This window comes from Nocardioides speluncae, from assembly GCF_003121585.1.
Classification (GTDB): Bacteria; Actinomycetota; Actinomycetes; order Propionibacteriales; family Nocardioidaceae; genus Nocardioides; species Nocardioides speluncae.
The window spans coordinates 72,877-94,009 of sequence record NZ_QEOO01000023.1 but is presented as its reverse complement, the minus strand read 5'-3'; the positions used below and the strand labels follow the sequence as shown (position 1 = coordinate 94,009).

Genomic DNA, 21,133 nt, shown 5'->3' with positions numbered 1-21,133 from the left:
TTCTCCTTCGCGCTTCAGATCTCGTCAGGACCGCACCAGGCGGGTGATTGCGTCGACGGCTTCCTTGACCTTCTCCTGGGCTTCGCGGTCGCCGGTACGCGCGGCGTCGACGACGCAGTGGTTGATGTGCTCTTCGAGCAGACCGAGCGAGACCGCCTGCAGTGCCTTGGTCATCGCGGATACCTGGGTGAGGATGTCGATGCAGTACTTCTCCTCCTCGACCATCCGCTGGATGCCCCGGGCCTGCCCTTCAATACGCTTCAGACGACGCAGGTAGTCGTCCTTGTTGTGCATGTAGCCGTGCTGGTGTTCGGTCATAGAAACACCATACCCCCCTAGGGTATTTTTCAACCCTTATCTTGCGGAGGGTACGGCGAACATCGCTCAGGACTCCGGCTCCACGGGCGTCTCGGCAGCTGCGGTGACGGGTACGACACCGAGGATCCGGTCGATCTCCTCGGTGGACAGGACGCCGTCGGACTCGCTGGCCGCGATGATCAGGTTGGTGGTGAGCTCCACCTCGATGAGAAGGTCGCTGTCTTCCAGCGTGACGTCGAACTGATCGTGCACGCCGCCTCCTCTGGGCCGAATCGAAGCCGGGATGGGCAGGGCTCCGGATGCAGGGTGCCCGCTACCTAGATGCCCAAACCTCCCACCCATCTAAATCGTGGCACGACCTCGCAAACACGCAAGCAAAATCAGACAACCCCGACCCGGATCCCGGGTCGGGGTTGCATGCTGATGAAGTTTCGGACAGGTGCGTCCGAGGTTCAGCCTCAGAGAGGCTTGACGTTCTCCGCCTGCGGGCCCTTCGGACCCTGGGTGACGTCGAACTCAACCTTCTGGTTCTCGTCCAGCGACTTGTAGCCGGTGGTCTGGATGGCCGAGTAGTGCACGAAGACGTCGTCGCCGCCGTCCTCCTGCGCGATGAAGCCGAAACCCTTCTCGGCGTTGAACCACTTCACGGTGCCCTGAGCCATTGCTCGTAACTCCTTTGTCGGGGCGAGGAGCCGTCACTTCAACGGCTCCGCTCCAGATGCGGGTGACACGCCGCTCCGACTTGCGCACCTGGCCGGGTCGCTGAGTGAAACGCCGTTGGATCACAAACTCCGCGGGCGTCAGACCTGCTGGAACTTGCACCTGTTGCACCACAAACAGTATCAAGGAACCTCGCTAGGTGAACCCTCGGACTGGCCGGATCCGGATGGAGCGGCGTGAACTCTTCGGAACGCAGCCGTAACCACCAGGTCAAACCGACCCGTGTCGATATGTCCGAAATTCGGATTCTGAGCGCGCTTCAGCGCGCCCTCATCCGCGCCTCCTCGCGAACGTCAGCCATACTTGGGCGCGCGGGCCCCTAGCTCAGTTGGTAGAGCACCGGACTTTTAATCCGAGGGTCGTCGGTTCGAGCCCGACGGGGCCTACCAGCTGCGGCCTGGGGAAACCCGGCTCTGACCTGGGCAAACACTCCGCAGCATCACGCCGGGCCGTCCGGCCTGACTTGCACAGGTCGAGCCTGATTTCGTGACCGGCTGAGGGTTTGTGCTGGTCAGGGCGGGGTTGGGTCGGCTGGGTGGCACACTAAGCGGCTAGATTTCGGCGGTGGTGTACCTGCGGAAGGTGAAGACGGCCTCGGGCGCCACTGCCGTACAGATCGCTCGTAAGGAAGACCGTCGCGATGTCGTGATCGAGCACCTCGGCTCAGCGCACACCGATGCTGAGCTGGCGGCGTTGATGCAGGTCGGGCGCCGCAAGATCGAGGAGGGCCAGGGCGTTCTCGACCTCGGTCTGGACGCTGGCAGCGACCCGGGCGAGGCGATCGTGGAGTCGCAGGCTTCGCGCCTTCTGGTCGAGGTCGTCACCGCGGCGTGGCGCACCCTCGGGTTCGATGCCATCGCCGATGAGGCGTTCTTCCAGCTCGTGCTGGCGCGGCTGGTCGAGCCGACCTCGATGCTCGATGCTGCTCGGGTTCTTGGCGAGCTCGGGATGACGCCGGCGCATCGCAACACCTTCGCCGCCACGCTTCGCCGGTGCGGCCAACGCGACTACCGCGACACGATCGCCACGGCCTGCTTCAACCATGCCCTGGCCAACGGGGACGTCTCGCTGTGTCTGTACGACGTGACCACGCTCTACTTCGAGGCAGAGAAGGAAGACGATCTCCGCAAGGTCGGTTACTCCAAGGAACGACGTGTCGATCCCCAGGTCGTCGTGGGTTTGCTGGTCGACCGACGGGGGTTCCCACTGGAGATCGGCTGCTTCGAAGGAAACAAGGCCGAGTGCGACACGAGGTCGCATGTGGTGAGTGGATCACGGCGAAGGAGGCTCCTGGTGGTGACGTGATTCCCGGTCCGTGCTCAGTGACCGGTCTCCTCCCTGGCGTGCGTCGCGGGTAACTGCGGGGTGCGAAGCCCAGGGTTCAAGCCGAAGGGTCCTCGTTCCTTCCGAGGGCTACGGGTGAGGAGAAGGGCGGGCGGGCGAACACGGATGAACCCTCGGTTGATGCCTCGTCATGTTGAAGGTCCGGGTGAAGGGAAGCGGGACCGGGCCGAGGTCAGGGACGTGCCGCTGGAATGCGGCGGATGCCGACGGCTGATTGGCAAGCGGTCGGGTGAGCACCATCGTCCCCGGGGTATAGAGGGCGCCCACTCCGTTCGTGTCTTACGCATGTGGAACGTGGAAACCCCGTCTGGGTCCAGCCCTGGTGGCTGGTAGGCCGACCGTGAGGAACGCGCAATCCCCAGCCGGGAACAGGATGACCCGAGAAGCGAACGCCGGCGCGTCGAAAGGCGACGGGAAGGGCTCCACCAAGGGCGGCCGCCTCCTGGTCGTGGTGGAGTCGAACCGGCCGGATACGAGCGGTGTGCTCGGCCCGAGAGGGAGCCCACGCGGGTCAGGTGAGTTCGTGAAGAGAGGACGATGATCGTGACGTCAGCATCTGCGGGGACGTTGGACGCCGCCACTTCGGTGACGGTGAACGGACCGCAGGACCTTGTTGAGGATTGGGACCAGGTCGACTGGGGCCGGGCCGAGGCGGAGGTACGGCGGCTGCGGCAGCGCATCTTCACGGCGTCGAGGGCGGGTGAGCACCGCAAGGTGCGTAGCCTGCAACGGTTGATGCTGCGGTCCCGGGCGAACGCGCTGGTCGCTACGCGCCGAGTCACGCAGATCAACCAAGGGCGACGAACCGCAGGGATCGATGGCTTGACCGCGCTGCACGGGCCTGATCGGGCCGAACTGGCCCGGTGGGGTCCAGCAGGGTGGCCACAGGTCGCCGGCTCTACCGGTCCGTCGGATCTACATCCCGAAGGCGAACGGCAAACGGCGTCCGCTCGGCATCCCGGTGATCGCCGACCGCGTGTCGCAGGCCGTGGTGCTCAACGCGCTGGAGCCCGAATGGGAGGCCCGGTTCGAGCCACGGAGCTACGGCTTCCGGCCCGGCCGGGGCTGTCACGATGCGATCGAGGCCATCTTCACCGTCTGCAAGGGCAAGAGCCCGACGCGGGCGTGGGTCCTCGACGCGGACCTGACAGCGGCGTTCGACCGGATCGACCATGACCGACTGCTCGACCACCTGAACGGGTTCCCTGCCAGGGACCGCGTTGCTCGGTGGCTGAGGGCAGGGGTCATCGAGAACCGGCAGTTCGCTCCGACCACCGAGGGCACGCCGCAGGGTGGAGTCATCAGCCCACTGCTGATGAACATCGCGTTGCACGGGATGGAGGCCGCTGCTGGTGTTCGGTACAAGCCCTGGCGTTCAACGCGAGGGTGGTCAGCACCGGGCACACCGGTGCTGATCAGGTACGCCGACGACCTGGTGGCGCTGTGCCACTCACGGCAAGAAGCCGAACAGGTCAAGGAACGCCTTTCCGCGTGGCTGGCACCCCGGGGGCTGACGTTCAACGAGGACAAGACACGGATCGTGCACCTGTCCGAGGGGTTCGACTTCCTCGGGTTCACCGTCCGCCACTACCGCAACCCGGGGAAGCTACTGATCACTCCGTCGACAGCCGCTGTCAAGCGGTTCCGTGCCCGGCTGCGCGCCGAGGTGCGCAGCCTTCACGGCGCGCCCGCGTCGGCTGTGATCAGCAGACTCAACCCGATCCTGCGGGGATGGGCCGCGTACTACCGAACGGCTGTGTCCAAGAGGGTCTTCGCCGACATCGACTCCACCCTGTGGTGGACGATGTTCAAGTGGGGCAGACGCCAACACAACACGAAGACCGGCCAGTGGATCGTGGACCGCTACTTCGCAGGGTTCAATCCGACCAGACAGGACCGCTGGATCTTCGGCGACCGGGAAACCGGCGCCTACCTGCGGAAACTGTCGTGGACGCCGATCCGTCGCCACCGGATGGTCAAGGCCGACGCGTCGCCAGACGACCCGGCCCTGACCGAGTACTGGCAACAGCGACGACGGCGCCGGCCACCGGACACGCCAGCACCACTGGCTCGTCACCCTCGAGGCCCGTAGGGGCTTGCTTGAGCCGGATGCGGTGAAAGTCGCACGTCCGGTTCTGAGGGGGCCCCGGCCCGGCAACGGGTCGGGGCTACCCGACGACGCTGACCATCGTCCCGATCGTGAAGCAGTTCCAAGAACGACACGGACTCGCGGACATGGTCGTCGTCGCCGACGCGGGGATGCTCTCGTCCACGAATCTGAAGGACCTCGACGAGGCCGGGCTGAGGTTCATCGTGGGGTCCCGGTCGGTGAAGGCACCCAAGGATCTGGAGTCCCACTTCGGCTGGCACGGCGACGCGTTCAGCGACGGCCAGGTCATCGACACCATCACTCCTCGCACCGGTCACAGGGTCGAGAACGACACGAAGGTGAGACACGAAGGTGAAGGCCGAACCCGTCTGGGACCCCGAGCAGCACGTCGGGTCGTGGCGCGCGGTGTGGGCGTACTCGAACAAGCGGGCGGCGCGTGACAACAAGACACTCACCTTGCAGGAGAACCGTGCCAAGCAGGTCGTGGCCGGTCAGAAGGCCGCGCGCACGCCACGGTTCGTGAGGACCAATAACGGTGCCGCTGAACTCGACGAGGCCTCACTCGCCAGGGCCCGACGGCTGGTCGGGTTGAAGGGCTACGTCACCAACATCCCCGCCGACCTCATGCCCGCCGGTGAGGTCATCGCCAGCTACCACGACCTGTGGCAGGTCGAGCAGTCCTTCCGGATGAGCAAGACCGACCTACGTGCCCGACCGAGGTTCCACCACAAGCGCGACTCGATCGAAGCGCACCTGACCGTCGTGTTCGCCGCGCTCGCGATGGCCAGGCATCTTCAGCAGCGGACCGGGGTCAGCATCAAGAAGGCCGTGCAGACCCTGCGGCCGCTACGCGAGGTCACCGTCACCTTCGCGGGGCAGACCATCACGGCCCGCCCCAAGGTCAGCGACGACATCCGGGAACTCATCGACCGAGCGGCACACTAAATCTGTGCAACTCAGGTCCGGCAGTGTCCGGCTGGCAACGGCAACGTACGGCTGGTTCTGCAGAATCGGCGCAGAAGTTTGTCAGACAAGCATCTGACGGGCGACGTCGATCCGGACCGGCGCCGCGACCAGAGTCCAGCCGCCCTACAGCTCATGGCGCCTAAGACCGGGACGGCAGATCTGTGCCCGACTGGGGATCCTCCCGACGCCGACGCCAGGTTCTCCTTGACCTACCGAGCGAAGGCGATCGCGTCGCCAGCTGACGAGCCGGCCGCGGGGGTGCAAGGAAGTAGCCCATCACGCCCAATCGGGCCGTACTCGTCCAGCAGCTCTCGAACGTCGGTGAGGTGGGGTGGACATACGCATTGCCTCTGTCCCAGAGCGTCGGGCGTTGGTCTCTCGCAGAACTCCAGCTCGTCGCCCGCCCACCCGCGCATGCTCGGGTGGGCGGTGGTCCAATCCGTCCTACTTGGATTCCGAGTCGCATAATCTGATCGCGGAGGTTGGCCGCGCTGACTAGACGCTGCGACACCTGGACAGTCTTGAACGAACGGTCGTCACCTACGGGCTGCTGCTCATCCGCCTGCTTCATCGCAGCGGTCGCGGGTGGCCGTGCCGCACAGAACCATCTCCCAGTCGATCTCGAGCGAGTAGGGCCGTCCGTCGGCGATGTAGTCGATAAAGAAGCGGGGGGACGCAGCACCTTTTGCGCCGGACTCGATGGTCAGGAGCAGCTCGGTGAACCCTTCCTTGTGGCTAGGCTCTTGACCCTCGGGCGCGTCCGAGCAGCGCTGCGCGACTCGATAGCCCTTGAGGTCGGAGAAGGTTCCCGCCAGTGTCGGGGCGTGCTCCGCGTACGGCTCATTCCACGCGGGTGGCTCACCGACCCAGCCGCCAAGAGGCAGCAGTTCATCCTTCGCGGGATGTGAGGCGATCAGGCTCTTCTCCACGGTTCGGATCCGGGCCCGCACCGCGATGGGCTTGACCGATGGTGCCAGTCGTACGCGCTCCAGGTCGATCTCGGACTTGTCCCGCGCACACAGAAGGAATGCACCGTACGTGCTCACCCAAGGGACTGGTCCAGGCGCAGGTACAACACCGCCTCCGATCATCGGGCCATCGGTGGTCAGCGGTCCGTCGTCGTCACGTCGCTGTTCGCGCTCGTCAGGACCGCACGCGGAGACGAGGAGCAGCGCGACCGTCATGAGCCACGCTGCTCCCAACCGTCGCCTTCTTGTCACGGTGTCCAGGACGCGTACCGCTCGCGAAGCTTCGAGGCGTAGGCGGGATCGTCGTCCTTGCCACAGATCTTCCGCCCTGTCGGCCGCTGGCTACCGTAGTAGAGCCTTGCTCCGGAACTGTACGCACGCTGTGTGCTGAGGTCGATTCCGATAATCTCGTTGAACTTGACGCCATAGGACAGTTCATAGTCCCGGCCGCGGCTGGTGCCTCGATACCACTGCATTGGCCCGACGTGCTGGCAGTGTCGCCAGTCAGGCGCATTTCCGGGACCGGCAGGCAGAACATTTCCCCATGCGCCTCCGGGCTGACGGATAGGCTGCCACTGACGGTCAGTTTCGGTCGTGCCCCAGAAGCACTTGATAAGGCTGTACCTCACATTGACTCGGTAGGACCGGTTGTAGTTCCTCGGATGAAAGTCCGCACCCCATTCGTCACCCAGGGTCACCGCACCGCGGGCACTCCATGAACCACCTTTGTCCGCGCTGAAACCTACGCCGAAAGTCGTACTGGTGCTTGCGGAGTAGGTGAGCCACGAGTTGTCTTCCCCGACGGGGTAACTCGTGCCGACCGTTGCGCCACGTTCTTGGGTTTGGTCAGTGCGCGTGCAGTGCGGCGACTCTTCCGCGGCGTCGGTGCCAGCCGCGAGACTGGCCGGACCTTCACTCGACGCGAGGCCGCTAATCGCCTGCGGGTCACCTTCGGTGAGGGTCGCCGTCACGGACGGCAAAGCTGCACGTAGCTCGTCAGGTACTGAAGTGCGACTGGTCGGCGCGTCTGCACCGAGGTCGGAGGCCACCAGCGCGGGTGCACGTGAATGGTCGCCAACGGCAGCCCCTCCGCTCTCGTCCAAACTTGCCACGTACTGCATCGGGTCCGCCCAGGCGACGTCGCCATTCACGGTCACGCGCCGAAGACTGGTGGTCGTGACTCCGATCCTCGAGGACGCCGGGTCAACGACGTATACCTTCATGGTGACCAGGCCATCCGCCGCGATGAACTCGTCGGGAATGGATGTCGGATCGACGGCCACAGAGAACTCATTGCCATTTGCGCGAACCGCGTCTGCCGGCAGCCGCAAAGTCGAAAACTCCGAACCAGGCTGCATCCGGTCCAGCGCGATAGAAGGAGGTTGGACAACCGCGATGATCGACTTCCCCTCCAGGGAGGCGACATTCGAGACCGTTCCAGTAAAGGCGATATTTTCGCCTACGTGCAGGTTGTCTGCGCTGGCATCGGACGATGCCACCGAGGGATTCCCGGCAAACGTGGTAACGACGGCGATCCCGAGTAGACCGGCTGCAGATGTACGAACTGACCGTCTGTACGACCGCGCTCGAGAAAGAGGCGGTTCAACCAGTTCCGATAAGATCGATTCAGTTTTGAACCGTGGGTGTTCCGACATAATGTCAGGCCTTTCGTCCCCCGTGGCCCCCGTTGGCTCACGTGGGCAGGATGGTACATCAGCGCTTGTACCAGCCAAAAGGGGCGATCTGGAGGCTGTGGAGGAGCGGAAGGCAGGAAGTCACGCCGCGGCGAGAGCGTCCATGATCCGGCGTCGCAGCACATCCTCCTGACCAACGATGCACTTGGCGTAGATGGTCAGGAGCACCTTGGTGCTGTGACCAGCCCACTCGGCCACCTGAGGCGCCGGGACGCCGGCGTTGAGCCAGGTCGACAGGCAAGCGTGCCGTAGGTCGTACGGGCGACGGGAGAGCGGGGAGGCGACCTCCTCAACCGTTAGCGCATCGCGGCGGGCCTTCTTCCACGCGCGGCTGATCGTGACCTTGGGCAGCTCGTCGCTACGCACGCCATAGAACAGCCGGCCATCCGCCGGGCCATCCGGGAACAGATCGAAGTGGCGCCAGAGCAGCCGGACCATGTGGGGCGGAACTGGCACCGGCCTCGTCGCACCGTCCGCCCGGTGCTTGAGTGCGCGGTCCTCCCGCTCCTCGCCGTCATCGGTCCACTCGCGGCCGGCGACGGGCCGAGCGCGGCGGAGGTCAAGCTCACCCCAATCCTCGAAGGCCACCCGCGGTGGCATCAGGAAGTCATCGCGGCGAACTGCCACGGCCTCCTCAGGTCGAAGACCGCAGTAGTACATCAGGCCGAAGAATGCGACCAGGCGTGGGCCGCTCGGCCTCTGCCGGCGCACCGCCTTCAGCAGTGTCCGGGCGCGCGGAGGGTCCACTACGACCCGCCGGTCAGCCTCCTCGTTTGACTCAGGCGCCTTCCACTTCAGCTCTCGGACCGAGATTGGCGGCGAGCAGGTCCAACTCAACCGCGTAGTCGAGAGCATTGTTCAGGACCACGCGGTGCCGTCGAGCCGTCGAGGCAGCCACCAGCGTGCCATCGAGTTTCGACGTGGATCAGTCGTCTGTGGACTCCGATGTCGTGGCTGGAGGAGGCGAATCTGCTACTACGGCGTCCCCTGATTGCCCACTACCGGGGTCCGGGAGAGTGGCGATCACGGGGTCATCCGTGCTCCACCACGTCGGAGGCCAGCCTGGACTCGGGGGTGAGATTCCTACGTGGTTCGATACCCGCCATCGTTCATCGGCGTAGCGGACCAAGAAGATCATCGCGTCCGGGAGCGCGGTGGCGGACATGACGAAGTACCCGCCTGTCGGCCCAACGGGGGCGAGGATGACGACATCGAGATCGGCCGCGACCCGCCTCCGATTGCCGGCGACTCCGTAGGAATCGAAGTCCACGTCACCCCAAGCGCGCCCGAACTGATGCGCCTCCGAGTTGACGAAGTCGGACCACGTCGCATGACCCGACAGATCCGCGGCCATCTCGTCAAGGTGACTCTCGAGTTCGGGGATGCCCGGTCCGTAGTGCTCGCGGTTGTTCCACAACCAGCTCTGAAGCCGACACAAGAGCCAGTTGTCGTCAGCAAGATCTAGCGCCGCCTCGTACGCGCCGAGTTGGAGGAGCTTTGCGAATCGAAGTACGACGTCCGCCTGCATGCCGGGCTGGAGGCGATTGTCGATACCTCCGGCTGCCGCGAGAGCAAGGGAGGTTGCCACCCGCTCACTCGCCCACTCGGTCGATGCAGCAACAGCGCCGGGCGGCAGCGGACCCTGTTCGTGTGGCGCCTTCTCGCGCCCGGTGACCTGCCCCATGAGCGACAGAGCCATGAGTGCAGCCACAGTTCCCGGGATTACCGAGTACCAGACAAATCCGTCTCGGACGAGCCAGTACGTCCACGCGGCGGATACCAACCCAAGAACCGCGGCGAAGACGACTCCGCCCCAGGGGATCGGCTTCTTGCCCGTGTCCAGTTCCTGACCCGTCAGCTTGGCGACGTCGAGGGCGATGCGACCGTGAAGCCAGCCCGAGACCAGGCTGAACTCTCGCAGCGGCTCTGACTTCTCAATCTCCTCGACCAAAGCGAGGTTCTCGCGGATCTCGCCGCGAAGCCGGCGCTTTCTGCTCCCAAGTCCGACGATTGCCGCCACTGGCGCCCCAACGGTGAGACCCGCCTTTGCGATCGCCTCCCAGTCCATGGGCGAGACCCTACGGCGATCGGGGCGAAGCGACCTCGACTTTCCAGACCTCGCTGTCGGCACGGCTACCGGACCTGCTTGAGGCCGGTACGGCCCGTCTACATCTGGGGCTGGGCTGCCCCGGCTCGTGCTGGCCCTCGAAGGCTCCAGCAACGACGAGCGGACGACCTCAGCCACACCTGCCCTGCACCGCAGAATGCGTGCAGAAGTGTGCTGCGGGTCGCCGGGGGATACGCCGTCTGACCTGGGTAAACGGCCGCGGAGTGCATCGTTCTTGTGATCCGAGGGTCGTCGGTTCGAGCCCGACGGGGCCTACTCCAGCGTTGCGAAGTGGTCGATCGCCGCGAAGAACATCTCCACGACGTCGTCGACCAGGTCCTCCCGCGGCACCGGCATGCCGGCCTCGAGCCAGTCGACGAGCAGCTCGTGGAAGCCACCGGCGAGCATCGTCGCGGCGTGCCGGGCGGTCCGCGCCTCGCGGGCGTCGCGCGGCTGCCGGATCAGGCTCGTTCCCTGCGCCACCATCAGGTCGACGAACGTGTCGATGGCGGTACGCCGGTGCGGCCTCATCACCGGGTGCGCGGACGACTCGACCAGCAGACAGCTCAGCAGCCGGTCGTCGGCAACCCGGTCCACGAAACTGCGCACCGCGGCCGCAGCCGCCGCCCGCGGCGTGGGCGGGGCCTCGGCGACAGCCGCCATCACGCCGCCCACACCGATCGCCAACTGCTCCTCGAACACCGCTAGCAGCAGCTCGTCGACACTGGCGAAGCTCTCGTAGAAGTAGCGCTCGGTCAGGCCCGCGGTCCGGCACACGGCTCGGTAGCTGACAGCGGCCAGCCCGCGTTCGCGGATGATCTCGGCGCCGGCGTCGAGCAGGCGCCTGCGGCGCTCGGCCCGCCGGTCGGCCGCGCTGACTCCGCCGTACTTCCGCTTCACCTGGGACGTCCCGACCATCGCACCCTTCCCGAATCTCAAACTGACACTCTATGATGTCAGAATGAATCTGACGCTACCCGATGTCAGAAATGGGTCGGTAGAAAGCGTGCCGCTCGGACCGGACTCGCTGACCTGGCGGTACTTCGGCGCGTGGATCGGCTTCGCGGGCGGCAGCGTGCCGCAGCTCTACCAGCTGATGCACCCGGTTCTCGGGCACGCGGTCGAGGAGCACTCCAACTACAAGGAGGACCCGTTCGACCGGCTGCTCCGGTCGATGGGACCGATCTACGGCGTGGTGTACGACGGGCCCAAGGCCGAGGCGACCGCGCTGGCGGTCCGCGGGTTCCACCGCCACATCAAAGGCACGATGCCCGACGGCGAGCGCTACAGCGGGCTCAACCCCGAGGTCTTCCGCTGGGCGCACGCGACGTTCGTGCACGGACTGGTCTACGGGTTCTCCGACATCTTCGGACCCTTCAGCCGCTCCGAGCAGAAGCAGCTGTACGCCGAGTCGCGGCAGTGGTACCGGCTCTACGGCATGACCATGCGCGACGTACCGGAGACCCTCGACGAGTTCGACGCGTACTGGCAGCACTACCAGCGCGACGTACTCGAGGCGACGCCCGCGGCGCGGACCCTGCACGCCATCTTCCGGTCGCCACCACGCCCGCCGGGACTCGAGTGGATCCCGGCGCCGCTGTGGCGGCCCCTCGGCCTGGTCGGCGGACACCTGGCCATGGCGTTCGCAGCCGGTCAGCTGTCACCCGAGGCGCGGGAGAAGCTCGGGTTCCCGTGGGGACCGCACCGACGCCTGGAGTACCGCCTGATGTTCCGGCTGGTGCGCACGGTCGGACGCGCCACGCCCCCTCACCGCCGCTTCCACCCACGGGCCGCGGCCGCCTGGCGGCGCGAGGCAAGGCGCCACGGCGTCTCGGTTGCCACGCTGCTCAAGCAGCAGGAGTAGGTTCGTGGGCATGCGAGGCGATCGCGTCGAGATCGTGGTGGACACCGGTGGCGGGGTCCGGGTGTACGACGTGGTGGCCAGCCGGGCCGGCCGCCGAGTCGAGATCACCAGCGGTCGCGGTGTCGTCGAGGTAACCGAGGTAACCCGCAGCGGTACGCCCGTGCGCACCGCTCGCTTCATGACCGGCCGCGTAGTCGCGCTCGTGGAGCACCCGGCCGGCGGACAGCCGACAGAGCACACGCCCTGATCAGGTCCGCGCCTACCTGATCATTCCTCGTCGCCTGCGGAGACAAGGCCGGCTTGGCTGCTCCCTGTCGCCGTACGAGCGCGGCTGGAAAGCCACCAGGTGGCGCCGGCGACGCCGAAGTCCGCCACCAGGTGTACGACGCGCGCGAGCAGGGCCACCGAAGTGGCGACGGCCAGGCCGGTGACCGGGGCGAGCAGGGCGATGAAGGTGGCCTCCCGGGCGCCGAGGCCGGCGGGGGCGACGACGACGATCATGCCCAGGCCGTAGCCGAGGGTGAACCCGCCCGCCAGTGCGACCAGCACTCGCCAGGACGGATCCGGCGTGATCGTCAGCAGGGCGAGCGCGTAGATCGCCCAGACCATCACCAGCCCCACGGCCAGGAACCCCGCGTCCAGGAGACGGAGCCGCAGCTGAGCACCGCCGAAGCGGGCTCCGATCGGGTTTGCAACCACCGGCAGCATCCCGGCGACAGCGACCAGGACACCGGTGGCCACCAGCCACCACGGCAGGGCCACGCCGACACCACCCGCCAGCGCGACCAGGCCACCGGCGACCACGGCGGTCGCGACGTTGTAGCCCACGAAGACCAGCGCGGCGCCGACGGTCACCCGGACCGGCACCTCGTGGCGGCGGGCGAGCTGGGCCTGGGCGCCGATCGCCCAGACCGTGCCCGGCACGTACTTGCCCAACCTGCCGACCAGATAGATCGCGAGGCCGTCCACGAGCGGCAGCCGGCACCCGTAGGCATCGAGCACCCGCAGCCACAGGAAGCCGGTGAGCAGCAGGCCGACGGAGGTCAGGCCCACGGCAGCCAGCATGCCCAGCGGTGAGGTATCGCCGATCGCCCGGCCGATGTCACCGAAGTGCCCGCGCAGGCTCCACCAGGCGAAGAAGGCCACGGCCAGCAGGAGCAGCACCCGCAACAGCGCGAGCACTCCGACCTGACGGGACGCGGGTTCGGTCATGCGGACCGCGAGATCAGGGCGGTGCGGGTCGGGTACGGCAACGACGGGGTCAGGCCGCGGGTCCAGGTCACGTTGAGGTCGGGGCAGTGCTTGTCGATGGCCTCGCGGTAGCGCGCCCGGTCGACGTTGTCGAGCACGATCAGCCCGCCCTCGGCCAGCCGCGGCAGCGCCCGCTCCAGGCACACCTCACGCGCCCGCCCGTCGATCACGATCAGGTCGAAGTCGCCGTCGGTGGCCTCGATCGCCGCGACGTACGACGAGAAGTCGAGGCCCTCGAAGCCGGCCTTCGCCGACTGCACCCCCGCCGACGACGGGAGCGGCTCCACCACCTTCAGCGAGGCGTTGCCGGGCAGCACCTCCGCCATCGTGTCGGCCCATGCCCGGTCGTGCTCGACCGAGGTGACCGTCGCCGAGCGCCGGCCGAGCCAAACCGTCGAGGCGCCCGAGCCCCACTCGAAGACGCGAGCGGCCGGCTTGTCCTCGAGGAAGTCGGAGACCAGGTCGGCGGAGCGGAACGTCCACCACGGCACGTCGTACCGGAGCAGGTCGGCGAGGTCGTAGATCGAGAACAGCGACCGCACCCACACCCCGGCGCGGGACCGGGCCGCCCACCGGTCGAGCAGTGCGAGCACGCCGATCGCGCGGAGCGCCGCGCGCAGGCCGCGCATGACGGTGACGTAGTGCTTCTTCATCGTGCGTCCTCCTGGATGTCCAGTGAGAGCAGGTGTACGTCGGTCTCGGCGTCCGGGTCGGCGAAGGTCAGCAGCAGCCGCCCACGACCATAGGTGTCGGCGAGGGCGGCGGGCACGCGTGCCTCGAACAGCTCGTCGCCGACGGGCGCCAGGTCGACCGGCTCGCCGTTCGCCTCGACGTCGAACGGCGTCGTACCGACGATTTCGAGCCTGACCACCAGGTCGGTCCCGCGCAGCTCGTCGGGCAGCGTGGTCCCGAGCTGGGCGCGGTCCCACTTGATCCAGTCGCCGCGGACCAGCTTGTGTGAGTCCCAGCCGCCGAGCGAGTACGGCCGGCCGTTGCCGCCGGGCTGGCCGTAGGTCACCGGCCCGCCCTCCCACTCCCGCGGCCGCAGGTCGCAGCGGGCGAGGTAGCTCAGGTCGCGCTCGCCCCAGCGGCCGGGCCTGGTGACGTTGTCGACCACCTCGCAGTTCGAGCCGAACTGGTCGGTGTGGAACATCACCGCGTAGAACGTCATCGGCGAGGCGGCCGGCGCCGCCGGCCGCTGGTCGTCGTACGCCGCGAGCGGGCCGACGGTGTCGATGCCGCAGTCGTGGTGGCTCTCGAAGGAGTACCGCATCAGCTCGCCGTCGACGATGCTCGGCGAGCAGGTCACCCAGGCACCGGCCGGGATGCTCGGGGCAAGGGCACGCGCGCTGGTCCGCCAGTAGTCGGACTCGTACGTCGGCACGAAGATCGAGCCCGGCACGCTGCCGTAGCCGTAGTTGTAGGGGAACAGCCGCAGCTGGTCCACCGTGGGTGCGGCGACCGTCAGACAGGCCAGCACCAGTGCGGCGACCCGCTTCCGGCCGTCTGCGACAGCGCCGAAGCGCGCCAGGAAGGCGGCCAGCCCGAGCGTGGCCAGGACGGCGAGGGCCGGCGTCACGAAGAGCAGCTGCCGCAGGCCGTTGTAGAGGTTCGACTCCATCGCCATCGCCACCAGCGGCAGCGTGAACGCCTGCACGCCGACCAGCGTGATCCCGATCGCCCGCGGGTCGAACCGCCAGCGGCCGGCCCACACGATCCGGAGCCCGACCACGGCCCCGCCGAGGGCGGCGATCAGCAGCAGCGTCGGCATGTCGGCGAGCGCGTGCACCGGGACGTACCACCAGTCGGCACTACGGCCGCCGTACGAGCCGGAGGCGGAGGCCGACTCCCGCATCAGTTTCAGCGGGGTGCCGAACGCGACCGGGTAGAGCGCGGCCAGCACGCCGTACGCGATCGGCACCGGCACCAGTGCCTCCGCGAGCCGCCGACGGTTGCGGCGCACGGCACCCACCAGCCCGCCCTCTCCCCACTCCCCCGCGGTGGTGATTACGACGAACGCGGTCACGCTGGCGAACAGCCCCGGCCACATGCCGGGCCGGGTGCCGAGCATGAACAACAGGCCGGCCAGCCCGATCCCGCCGACCAGCAGCCCGCGGCGCCACCCACCGCCGTGCTCACGCGCGGCGAGCACCAGGGCCAGGGTCAGCAGCGCATAGCCGGCGCCGACCGGGATGTCCTTGATGTTGAACATCGCGTGCCCGGTCCACATCGGGGTCGCCAGCAGCACCGCGCCGGCGACCGCGCCCCACTGCCAGCTGCGGAGCAGCTGCCGTGCGGTGGCAGCGACGGCGGCGGCGCCGAGCAGCGCGATCAGGCCGACTCCGACATGGCGGATGGCGAAGGCGTGCGCCGAGTCGGCGATCTCGCCTCGGCCCTCGATGCCCCAGAGCATCGACCAGGCGTGTAGCAGCGTCATCGTGAACGGCGCGTAGACGTAGTCGTCCTTCACCCACTCGCCGGGCTCGCCGTTCACCAGGTCCTGGTCCAGCAGGTACCAGCCGCTGTCCATGAAGTTGCGCATCCGCATCACGTGGTACGTCTCGTCCCACGCGGTGCCAGTCAGCCAGCCGCCGACCAGGATCACCACCGGCATCGTCGCCAGGACCGCGATCGCCACCCACAGCAGCGGCCGCGGCACGGTCACTGCGCCCGGGTGGTCGAGCAGCGAGCCCCGGCGAGCGATGTCGAGACCACCCTCGGCGGGCTTGGTGCGGCTGGGAGCCTGGGTCACGCCCGGCTCTCCGGCCCGCGGTTGCGAGCGTGTACGACGAGCTCGGCGAGCAGGCCGAACAGGGTGAGCTGGAGGCCGACCATCACCATCAGCACGCCGGCGATCAGCAGCGGCCGGTCGCCGATCGTGGCACCGGTGAACTTGAGGCCGGTCATGTACAGCAGCACGCCCATGCCGAGCAGCAGGCTGACGAAGCCGACGCCGCCGAACAGGTGCGAGGGCCTGTGCTCATAGGACAGCAGGAAGCGGACCGTGATCAGGTCGGCGAAGCCGCGCCAGAACCGGGCCAGGCCGTACTTGCTCGAGCCGTGCATCCGGGCGTGGTGCTTGACCGGCACCTCGGCGACCTCGTAGCCCATGCCGTGCGAGATCACGGTGAGGTAGCGGTGCATCTCGCCGTACAGCATCGGCAGCAGGTCCTGCGCCACCTCGGCCCGCATCGCCTTGAAGCCGGAGTTGAAGTCGCGGCCCGGCGCGCCGGACAGCAGTGCCGTGGTCTGGTTGTACAGCCGCGAGGTGGTGCGCTTGACGAAGCGGTCGTTGCGCTCCAAGCGGGCGCCGGTCACCAGGTCGGCGCCCTGGCCGACCCGCTCCAGCAGCCGGCCGAGCTCGGTCGGGTCGTCCTGGCCGTCGGCGTCCATCATCACGACCGTGTCGGCACCGCCGTCGATCGCGCGCCGGAACCCGCGTTTCAGCGCCGCGGCCTTGCCGAGGTTGTGGCGCAGCGTCTCCAGCTCGACGCACGGGTGGTCGGCCATCAGCGCGGCCATCACCTTGCCGGTGTCGTCGGTGGACCCGTCGTCGACCACCAGCACCCGGCCGACCGGGTCGAGCGCGGTGACCTCGGTGACGATGCGCGGGATGAGCTCATCGAGGTTCTCGGCCTCGTTCAGGGCCGGAACGACTACCCAGAGCACGGCTACTCCTGTTCCTCGCGGGACATGGCAACACGGGATAGTCACGCGTTGGAATGAACGAGGCGTGACGACGCCATGTCCTGCGCGTGTAGCGCGGCGTTCATCGCGTCTGGCGCCTCCTCGGGAGCGGGATCGGGATGCCGTAGCGGGGCACCGGCAGTACGCCGCTCAGGTGGTCCTGGTCCGGTCGGTGGAGCTCGACGAAGCGCGGTCTACGCACCATCTGCCGCGAGGCCTCCTCCCAGCTCGGCAGCGTCTCCTCCTCGGTGCGCCAGGCGGTCACCGAGGTCTGGCGTGCCCAGCCGGCCATGCGCGGCACCAGCGCCCCGTGCGCTCCGCCGTCGCGGAAGGCGACCATGCTGCGCCCGTCGCGCCAGACGGTCAGCGTCCAGTACGACAGCCAGGGCTCACCGGTGACCCGCAGCGCGCCCGCCAGGTAGCCCGGCGTACGCCGCGCCTGCAGACCGGCCCGGATGCTGCCGATGCCGAACGGCGCGAAGTACCGCGGCTTGATCAGGACCGTGCGGGTCACAACGGCGACAGGCATATCGACCTGCTCCATCCATAACGTTGTTATATAACAACGTAACCATTAGCCTGAGCGCATGGCAAGGCCGAAGACCCACACTGCTGAGGTCGCCGAACGGCTGATGGAGTGCGCCCTGGAGGCGGTGGCTCGCGACGGGATCGGCTCGCTCCCGCTGCGCAGCATCGCCGAGCGTGCGGAGACCTCGACGACGGCGGTGTATGCGCTGTTCGGCAACAAGGAAGGCATGCAGCGGGCGGTCCTGACCCGGGCCTTCGGTGAGTTCGCCGACGACCAGGAGCTGATCGAGGTGACCGACGACCCGGTCACCGACATCGCGGGCCTCGGGGCCCACTACGTGCAGTGGGCGATCGACCACCCACGGCTCTACGAGGCGATGTACGGCGAGGCGCTCGCGGGGCTGACGCCGTCCGAGGAGCTCAGCGAGGCCCGGCTCCGGGCGGTGGCCCGGATCTCGGACGCCGTGCAGCGGGCGCTTGACAGCGGAGCCTTCCGCCCCGCGGACCACGCCACCGTGGTCGTGTCGCTGTGGGCCCAGGTCCACGGCCTCGCGACGCTGATGATGGCCGGCCACCTACCGGACGGAGCCGATCCGGCCCTCGCGGCGTGGGCCACGATCGAAGGCTGGTTTGCCGACGCCCGGCGCTGAACGGCGGTACCGTCGCTCATGACCAGCCGCCGCGTGCTCGCCGTACTCCCGGTGCTCGCCCTGAGCATGCTGGTCGCCTGCGGCGAGGAGACCCGGCCCGAGGCCGCTGACCCGCCGCAGAAGAACGAGCTGACCTTCACCAAGCCGGACGGCGACACCTTCACCGTCGTCCCCAAGAAGGTGACCTGCGGTCCCAGCGACCACTACGAGTCGGTTCAGGTGGTCAAGGTCAACGACTTCGACAAGTCGTCGATCCTGCTGATCGACGTGGTGCCGGACAAGGTCGACGGCGAGACCTTCGAGCTCCCCGTGGACGCCGGCGACGAAGAGGGTGCTGCGAACGCCCTCCTGTTCTACAGCGCGGAGCGCGCCGAGCTCGACGTCGAGGTCTCCACCGCCCAAGAAGACAGCTCCGGCACGCTCACGATCGTCCGCGCCGGCTGCGACCCCGCGATGCTCGAGCTCGACATCGACGCGCACCTCGACTCCGAGCTCAACGGCGGCACCGAGCTCGACGTGCGGGGTCACGTCGAGCTCGGTGGGTAGCGGGCGTGACTCAGAGGGTCACGCCGTACGACTCACCGAAGAAGGCCTCCTCGATGTACGCCGGCGCCAGATAGCCGAAGCCCTCGTCGCCCCAGCCGGTGCCCCAGCTGTTGCGCACGATGAACCTGCCGTCGGCCCGATAGCCGACGATCGCGATCGCGTGCCCGCCGACGACGGTTGCGGGCTGGAACACGTCGACCAGGCCGTCCTTCTCGGTCGCCTCGTACCAGCTGTCGTCGACCTGGAAGCCGGCCAGGATCGGACCGCGCCCCTCGGCGAGCCACCGCTTCCAGCCCTCGAGGTTCAGGCCGAGGTTGAAGTAGCGGGCGATCTTCCGCTCCGCCGCCTTGGCGTAGTACACGTTCTCGTTGCCGATGTACATCGTGGTGTTGATGTGGAATGGCTGGTCGGTCTCCAGGGCCGCACCGTAGTTGCGCAGTACGTCGACCGCCGGCTTCAGCATCGTCCCGGCGGCCTCGATGAACGTCGACGGGCGGTCGGTGAACTGGTCGGTCTCCTTCGAACCCATCCAGACGTGCCGCGGCGACAGCAGCTCGTCGGCGCCGATCTTGCCGACGGTGAAGAAGTGCCACCGAGCGACGCCGTCGGCGCTCGCCCAGCCCACGCAGGAGCCGGTGCTCTCCTGGTTGTTGATCGTCCACCAGTCGGCCCGCAGGTCGACCGAGGGCGGCAGCGCGGCCGCTTCCTCCAGCACCCCGGCGTCGAGTGAGTCTTCGTAGGTCCAGTCGGTCTCGGTGCCGACCGAAGGGACGAGGTTGGTGATGAACCGGTCTTTCGCCTCGCTCGCCGTCATCTTGTCGTAGGGCATGTCTCTGTCTCCTCCGTACGACGGCCGCAAATCGGCCGTAATACGTGGAAGAGACCAGGCGCAGGTCTTAGATACGGCTACTCGCCCTCGACGCCGACCTCGGCCTCGGACTTAACTTTCCGCACCGGGCCGGTGACGGTGGCGGACGATCCCGGCGGTCAGCTGGTGGCCAGCCACCAGGGGCTGGAGTAGGCGATGCCGAGGTCATTGCAGGGGTGGCCGCCCGGGCCGGGAGTGTCGTTGGGCGCACTCGGGTCGCTGATCCGGAGCACCACCCAGTCGCCGTCGGCCGCCGCGAGCGAAACCCGGAACCGCAGCTCGGGGCCGACCTCGAACTCCACGACGTCGACCACCTCGGGTACTTCGCCGCCCGACCGCAGCACCTGGCAGGCGAGGCGCCGGCCGACCCAGTCGGCGCCGCGAGCGAGGTCGACGGCGAACGTGACCACCCCGGAGGTGTGCGGCAGGGTCGAGCCCATCCGCACCGGCTGGCGGCCGCCTGAGCCACTCGCCGTCGCGGTCGCGTCGAGCCGCAGTCCCGACGTACGCGTGGCGAAGAAGCGCCGCGCCAGCATCGCCGCCTTCACCCCGCGCCGCGAGTGCTCCTCGACCCACATCCCGGTCCGGCCCTTGCCCTCCGGATGACCCCAGTCGGTGCCGTGCTCGTCGGTCACCCCGGACAGCCCGGTCCGCCAGCCCGCGTCCAGGCAGGCCACCAGCGGCGAGCGCCGGCCCTGCTCGTAGCCGCGGAACAGATAGTCGTCCGCCCGGTTGAACATCTCCAGCGAGACCATCCGGTCACGCACCCGCGGGTCGTAGCGGAAGCCGCTGAACCGCAGCGGCTCGCGGCCGGGGTGGTTGAAGCCGGCGATCCCGTCGGCGCCGCCGTCGAGGATCAGTCCGGGCTTGCGGGCCAGCCAGTCGAACAGCAGCGCCATCAGCCCGGCCTGGCGAACGTCGGTGTAGTGCTCGGTGAACCACACGTTCACGTGACCGAGCAGCGGCTCGCTCCACTCGAAGCCGCGGATCGCGGTGAACGCGCCGTCCTCGTTGGCGAGGTCCGCGAGCTCCTTGGTACGGCGCCACCCGGACCTGGTCAGGCCGGCCACGTCGCGGTACTCCGGCGGCAGGATCCCGTCCAGGACGTCGCCAAGCACGTTGTCCGACAGCGTGGCGTGGTCGGTCAGCGCCGCCACGTCGAGCCCGGCGCTGCGCATCGAGGCGAACGCCCGCGCGGGGTCGCCGTCACCGTCGGAGAGCAGCGTGTGGTTATGCAGGTCGGCGTGGAGCAGCGTCGTACCGCTGGAGATGCGGGACGCCCGGTCGGCGCCCGGCAGCGGAGCCGAGCGGCCGGCGCGATCGCTGATCACGCCGGCCTGGGCCGAGGTCGCGCCGGCCATCAGCAGCGCCGAGCCCGCCGCCCCCAGCGCGGTGCGCCGGGTCAGCGAGATCCCGTGCTGCTGCTCTGCGTCGTCCTCACACATGTCTTAGATCTACCCACACCCGGTCGGCGGTGGGGGTGGATTTGGATAGTCCGTCATGGAAACGTCG

General features: G+C 67.9%; 20 protein-coding genes, 1 tRNA gene and 3 pseudogenes. 9 read left to right on the top strand and 15 right to left on the bottom strand.

What is annotated here, in order from left to right:
* Window positions 1–24: 24 nt before the first annotated feature.
* The 3 genes from DDV73_RS13405 to DDV73_RS13395 form a co-directional block, all read right to left on the bottom strand.
* Window positions 25–318 carry a metal-sensitive transcriptional regulator gene (locus tag DDV73_RS13405; protein ID WP_109507752.1) on the bottom strand — a complete coding sequence of 98 codons (294 nt, stop codon included), beginning with the start codon at window positions 316–318 and terminating at the stop codon, window positions 25–27.
* A gap of 66 nt (window positions 319–384) precedes the next feature.
* Window positions 385–570 carry a hypothetical protein gene (locus DDV73_RS13400; protein WP_109507751.1) on the bottom strand — a complete coding sequence of 62 codons (186 nt, stop codon included), beginning with the start codon at window positions 568–570 and terminating at the stop codon, window positions 385–387.
* A 206-nt stretch (window positions 571–776) separates the two neighbouring features.
* Window positions 777–980 (bottom strand): cold-shock protein, encoded by a 204-nt coding sequence (locus DDV73_RS13395; protein WP_109507750.1) that lies wholly within the window; start codon window positions 978–980, stop codon window positions 777–779.
* Window positions 981–1,351: 371 nt separating this feature from the next.
* Here DDV73_RS13395 and DDV73_RS13390 point away from each other — a divergent pair.
* The 5 genes and pseudogenes from DDV73_RS13390 to DDV73_RS28730 form a co-directional block, all read left to right on the top strand.
* Window positions 1,352–1,427: transfer RNA gene (locus DDV73_RS13390), tRNA-Lys, on the top strand.
* 175 nt (window positions 1,428–1,602) lie between these two features.
* Window positions 1,603–2,322: pseudogene (locus DDV73_RS27965) on the top strand (IS1634 family transposase); the annotation flags it as partial.
* Window positions 2,323–2,919: 597 nt separating this feature from the next.
* Window positions 2,920–3,183, top strand: a pseudogene (locus DDV73_RS29180) (reverse transcriptase N-terminal domain-containing protein); the annotation flags it as partial.
* 40 nt (window positions 3,184–3,223) lie between these two features.
* Window positions 3,224–4,474 carry a group II intron reverse transcriptase/maturase gene (gene ltrA / locus DDV73_RS29175; RefSeq protein ID WP_338066396.1) on the top strand — a complete coding sequence of 417 codons (1,251 nt, stop codon included), beginning with the start codon at window positions 3,224–3,226 and terminating at the stop codon, window positions 4,472–4,474.
* A gap of 86 nt (window positions 4,475–4,560) precedes the next feature.
* A pseudogene (locus DDV73_RS28730) lies at window positions 4,561–5,437 on the top strand (IS1634 family transposase); the annotation flags it as partial.
* Between the two features lie 575 nt (window positions 5,438–6,012).
* On the opposite strand, the gene DDV73_RS13370 reads toward DDV73_RS28730, so the two are convergent.
* The 5 genes from DDV73_RS13370 to DDV73_RS13350 form a co-directional block, all read right to left on the bottom strand.
* Window positions 6,013–6,642, bottom strand: coding sequence for a hypothetical protein (locus tag DDV73_RS13370; protein WP_109507748.1), 630 nt, complete (start codon window positions 6,640–6,642; stop codon window positions 6,013–6,015).
* A gap of 32 nt (window positions 6,643–6,674) precedes the next feature.
* On the bottom strand, window positions 6,675–7,925 hold the full coding sequence (locus tag DDV73_RS27960; RefSeq protein WP_154402757.1) for a hypothetical protein: 1,251 nt from the start codon (window positions 7,923–7,925) through the stop codon (window positions 6,675–6,677).
* 276 nt (window positions 7,926–8,201) lie between these two features.
* Window positions 8,202–8,747 (bottom strand): hypothetical protein, encoded by a 546-nt coding sequence (locus DDV73_RS13360; RefSeq protein WP_420818477.1) that lies wholly within the window; start codon window positions 8,745–8,747, stop codon window positions 8,202–8,204.
* A gap of 298 nt (window positions 8,748–9,045) precedes the next feature.
* Complete coding sequence (locus DDV73_RS13355; RefSeq protein WP_109507746.1) at window positions 9,046–10,188, bottom strand: hypothetical protein; 1,143 nt, start codon at window positions 10,186–10,188, stop codon at window positions 9,046–9,048.
* A 312-nt stretch (window positions 10,189–10,500) separates the two neighbouring features.
* Window positions 10,501–11,166, bottom strand: a complete 666-nt coding sequence (locus DDV73_RS13350; RefSeq protein ID WP_161962384.1) for a TetR family transcriptional regulator — start codon at window positions 11,164–11,166, stop codon at window positions 10,501–10,503.
* Window positions 11,167–11,233: 67 nt separating this feature from the next.
* On the opposite strand from DDV73_RS13350, the gene DDV73_RS13345 reads away from it, so the two are divergent.
* Window positions 11,234–12,091 (top strand): oxygenase MpaB family protein, encoded by an 858-nt coding sequence (locus DDV73_RS13345; RefSeq protein WP_161962383.1) that lies wholly within the window; start codon window positions 11,234–11,236, stop codon window positions 12,089–12,091.
* Window positions 12,092–12,101: 10 nt separating this feature from the next.
* Entirely contained in the window at window positions 12,102–12,338 is a 237-nt protein-coding gene (locus tag DDV73_RS13340; RefSeq protein WP_109507743.1) for a hypothetical protein, read from the top strand.
* Window positions 12,339–12,358: 20 nt separating this feature from the next.
* Here the strand turns inward: DDV73_RS13340 and DDV73_RS13335 are convergent, their stop codons facing one another.
* The 5 genes from DDV73_RS13335 to DDV73_RS13315 all read right to left on the bottom strand — a co-directional run bounded on the left by DDV73_RS13335 (window position 12,359) and on the right by DDV73_RS13315 (window position 17,558).
* On the bottom strand, window positions 12,359–13,303 hold the full coding sequence (locus DDV73_RS13335; protein WP_109507742.1) for a lysylphosphatidylglycerol synthase domain-containing protein: 945 nt from the start codon (window positions 13,301–13,303) through the stop codon (window positions 12,359–12,361).
* Window positions 13,300–13,995 (bottom strand): class I SAM-dependent methyltransferase, encoded by a 696-nt coding sequence (locus DDV73_RS13330; protein ID WP_109507741.1) that lies wholly within the window; start codon window positions 13,993–13,995, stop codon window positions 13,300–13,302. The genes DDV73_RS13335 and DDV73_RS13330 overlap by 4 nt, the downstream gene beginning before the upstream one ends.
* Entirely contained in the window at window positions 13,992–16,094 is a 2,103-nt protein-coding gene (locus tag DDV73_RS13325) for a hypothetical protein (protein ID WP_109507740.1), read from the bottom strand. Before DDV73_RS13325 ends, DDV73_RS13330 begins: the two co-directional genes overlap by 4 nt.
* Window positions 16,091–17,011, bottom strand: coding sequence for a glycosyltransferase family 2 protein (locus DDV73_RS13320; RefSeq protein WP_161962382.1), 921 nt, complete (start codon window positions 17,009–17,011; stop codon window positions 16,091–16,093). Before DDV73_RS13320 ends, DDV73_RS13325 begins: the two co-directional genes overlap by 4 nt.
* Before the next feature lie 100 nt (window positions 17,012–17,111).
* Window positions 17,112–17,558 (bottom strand): DUF3291 domain-containing protein, encoded by a 447-nt coding sequence (locus tag DDV73_RS13315; RefSeq protein WP_161962381.1) that lies wholly within the window; start codon window positions 17,556–17,558, stop codon window positions 17,112–17,114.
* A gap of 58 nt (window positions 17,559–17,616) precedes the next feature.
* Here DDV73_RS13315 and DDV73_RS13310 point away from each other — a divergent pair, with 58 nt between their 5' ends.
* Both DDV73_RS13310 and DDV73_RS13305 read left to right on the top strand, forming a co-directional pair.
* Complete coding sequence (locus tag DDV73_RS13310) at window positions 17,617–18,207, top strand: TetR/AcrR family transcriptional regulator (RefSeq protein WP_109507737.1); 591 nt, start codon at window positions 17,617–17,619, stop codon at window positions 18,205–18,207.
* Between the two features lie 18 nt (window positions 18,208–18,225).
* The gene (locus tag DDV73_RS13305; RefSeq protein WP_109507736.1) at window positions 18,226–18,753 is read left to right on the top strand and encodes a hypothetical protein; all 528 of its coding nucleotides are present in this window, start codon (window positions 18,226–18,228) and stop codon (window positions 18,751–18,753) included.
* Between the two features lie 10 nt (window positions 18,754–18,763).
* On the opposite strand, the gene DDV73_RS13300 is transcribed toward DDV73_RS13305, so the two are convergent.
* On the bottom strand, window positions 18,764–19,582 hold the full coding sequence (locus DDV73_RS13300) for a C1 family peptidase (RefSeq protein WP_206050854.1): 819 nt from the start codon (window positions 19,580–19,582) through the stop codon (window positions 18,764–18,766).
* Window positions 19,583–19,740: 158 nt separating this feature from the next.
* Complete coding sequence (locus DDV73_RS13295) at window positions 19,741–21,066, bottom strand: CehA/McbA family metallohydrolase (RefSeq protein ID WP_109507735.1); 1,326 nt, start codon at window positions 21,064–21,066, stop codon at window positions 19,741–19,743.
* Window positions 21,067–21,133 lie beyond the last annotated feature (67 nt).

Excerpts from the sequence above, each read along its gene's own strand:
- DDV73_RS13405 (WP_109507752.1), bottom strand. The coding sequence starts at position 318 with ATGACCGAACACCAGCACGGCTACATGCACAACAAGGACGACTACCTG.
- DDV73_RS13395 (WP_109507750.1), bottom strand. The coding sequence starts at position 980 with ATGGCTCAGGGCACCGTGAAGTGGTTCAACGCCGAGAAGGGTTTCGGC.
- DDV73_RS13370 (WP_109507748.1), bottom strand. The coding sequence starts at position 6,642 with ATGACGGTCGCGCTGCTCCTCGTCTCCGCGTGCGGTCCTGACGAGCGC.
- DDV73_RS13355 (WP_109507746.1), bottom strand. The coding sequence starts at position 10,188 with ATGGACTGGGAGGCGATCGCAAAGGCGGGTCTCACCGTTGGGGCGCCA.
- DDV73_RS13340 (WP_109507743.1), top strand. The coding sequence starts at position 12,102 with ATGCGAGGCGATCGCGTCGAGATCGTGGTGGACACCGGTGGCGGGGTC.
- DDV73_RS13335 (WP_109507742.1), bottom strand. The coding sequence starts at position 13,303 with ATGACCGAACCCGCGTCCCGTCAGGTCGGAGTGCTCGCGCTGTTGCGG.
- DDV73_RS13330 (WP_109507741.1), bottom strand. The coding sequence starts at position 13,995 with ATGAAGAAGCACTACGTCACCGTCATGCGCGGCCTGCGCGCGGCGCTC.
- DDV73_RS13315 (WP_161962381.1), bottom strand. The coding sequence starts at position 17,558 with ATGCCTGTCGCCGTTGTGACCCGCACGGTCCTGATCAAGCCGCGGTAC.
- DDV73_RS13310 (WP_109507737.1), top strand. The coding sequence starts at position 17,617 with ATGGCAAGGCCGAAGACCCACACTGCTGAGGTCGCCGAACGGCTGATG.
- DDV73_RS13305 (WP_109507736.1), top strand. The coding sequence starts at position 18,226 with ATGACCAGCCGCCGCGTGCTCGCCGTACTCCCGGTGCTCGCCCTGAGC.
- DDV73_RS13300 (WP_206050854.1), bottom strand. The coding sequence starts at position 19,582 with ATGCCCTACGACAAGATGACGGCGAGCGAGGCGAAAGACCGGTTCATC.
- DDV73_RS13295 (WP_109507735.1), bottom strand. The coding sequence starts at position 21,066 with ATGTGTGAGGACGACGCAGAGCAGCAGCACGGGATCTCGCTGACCCGG.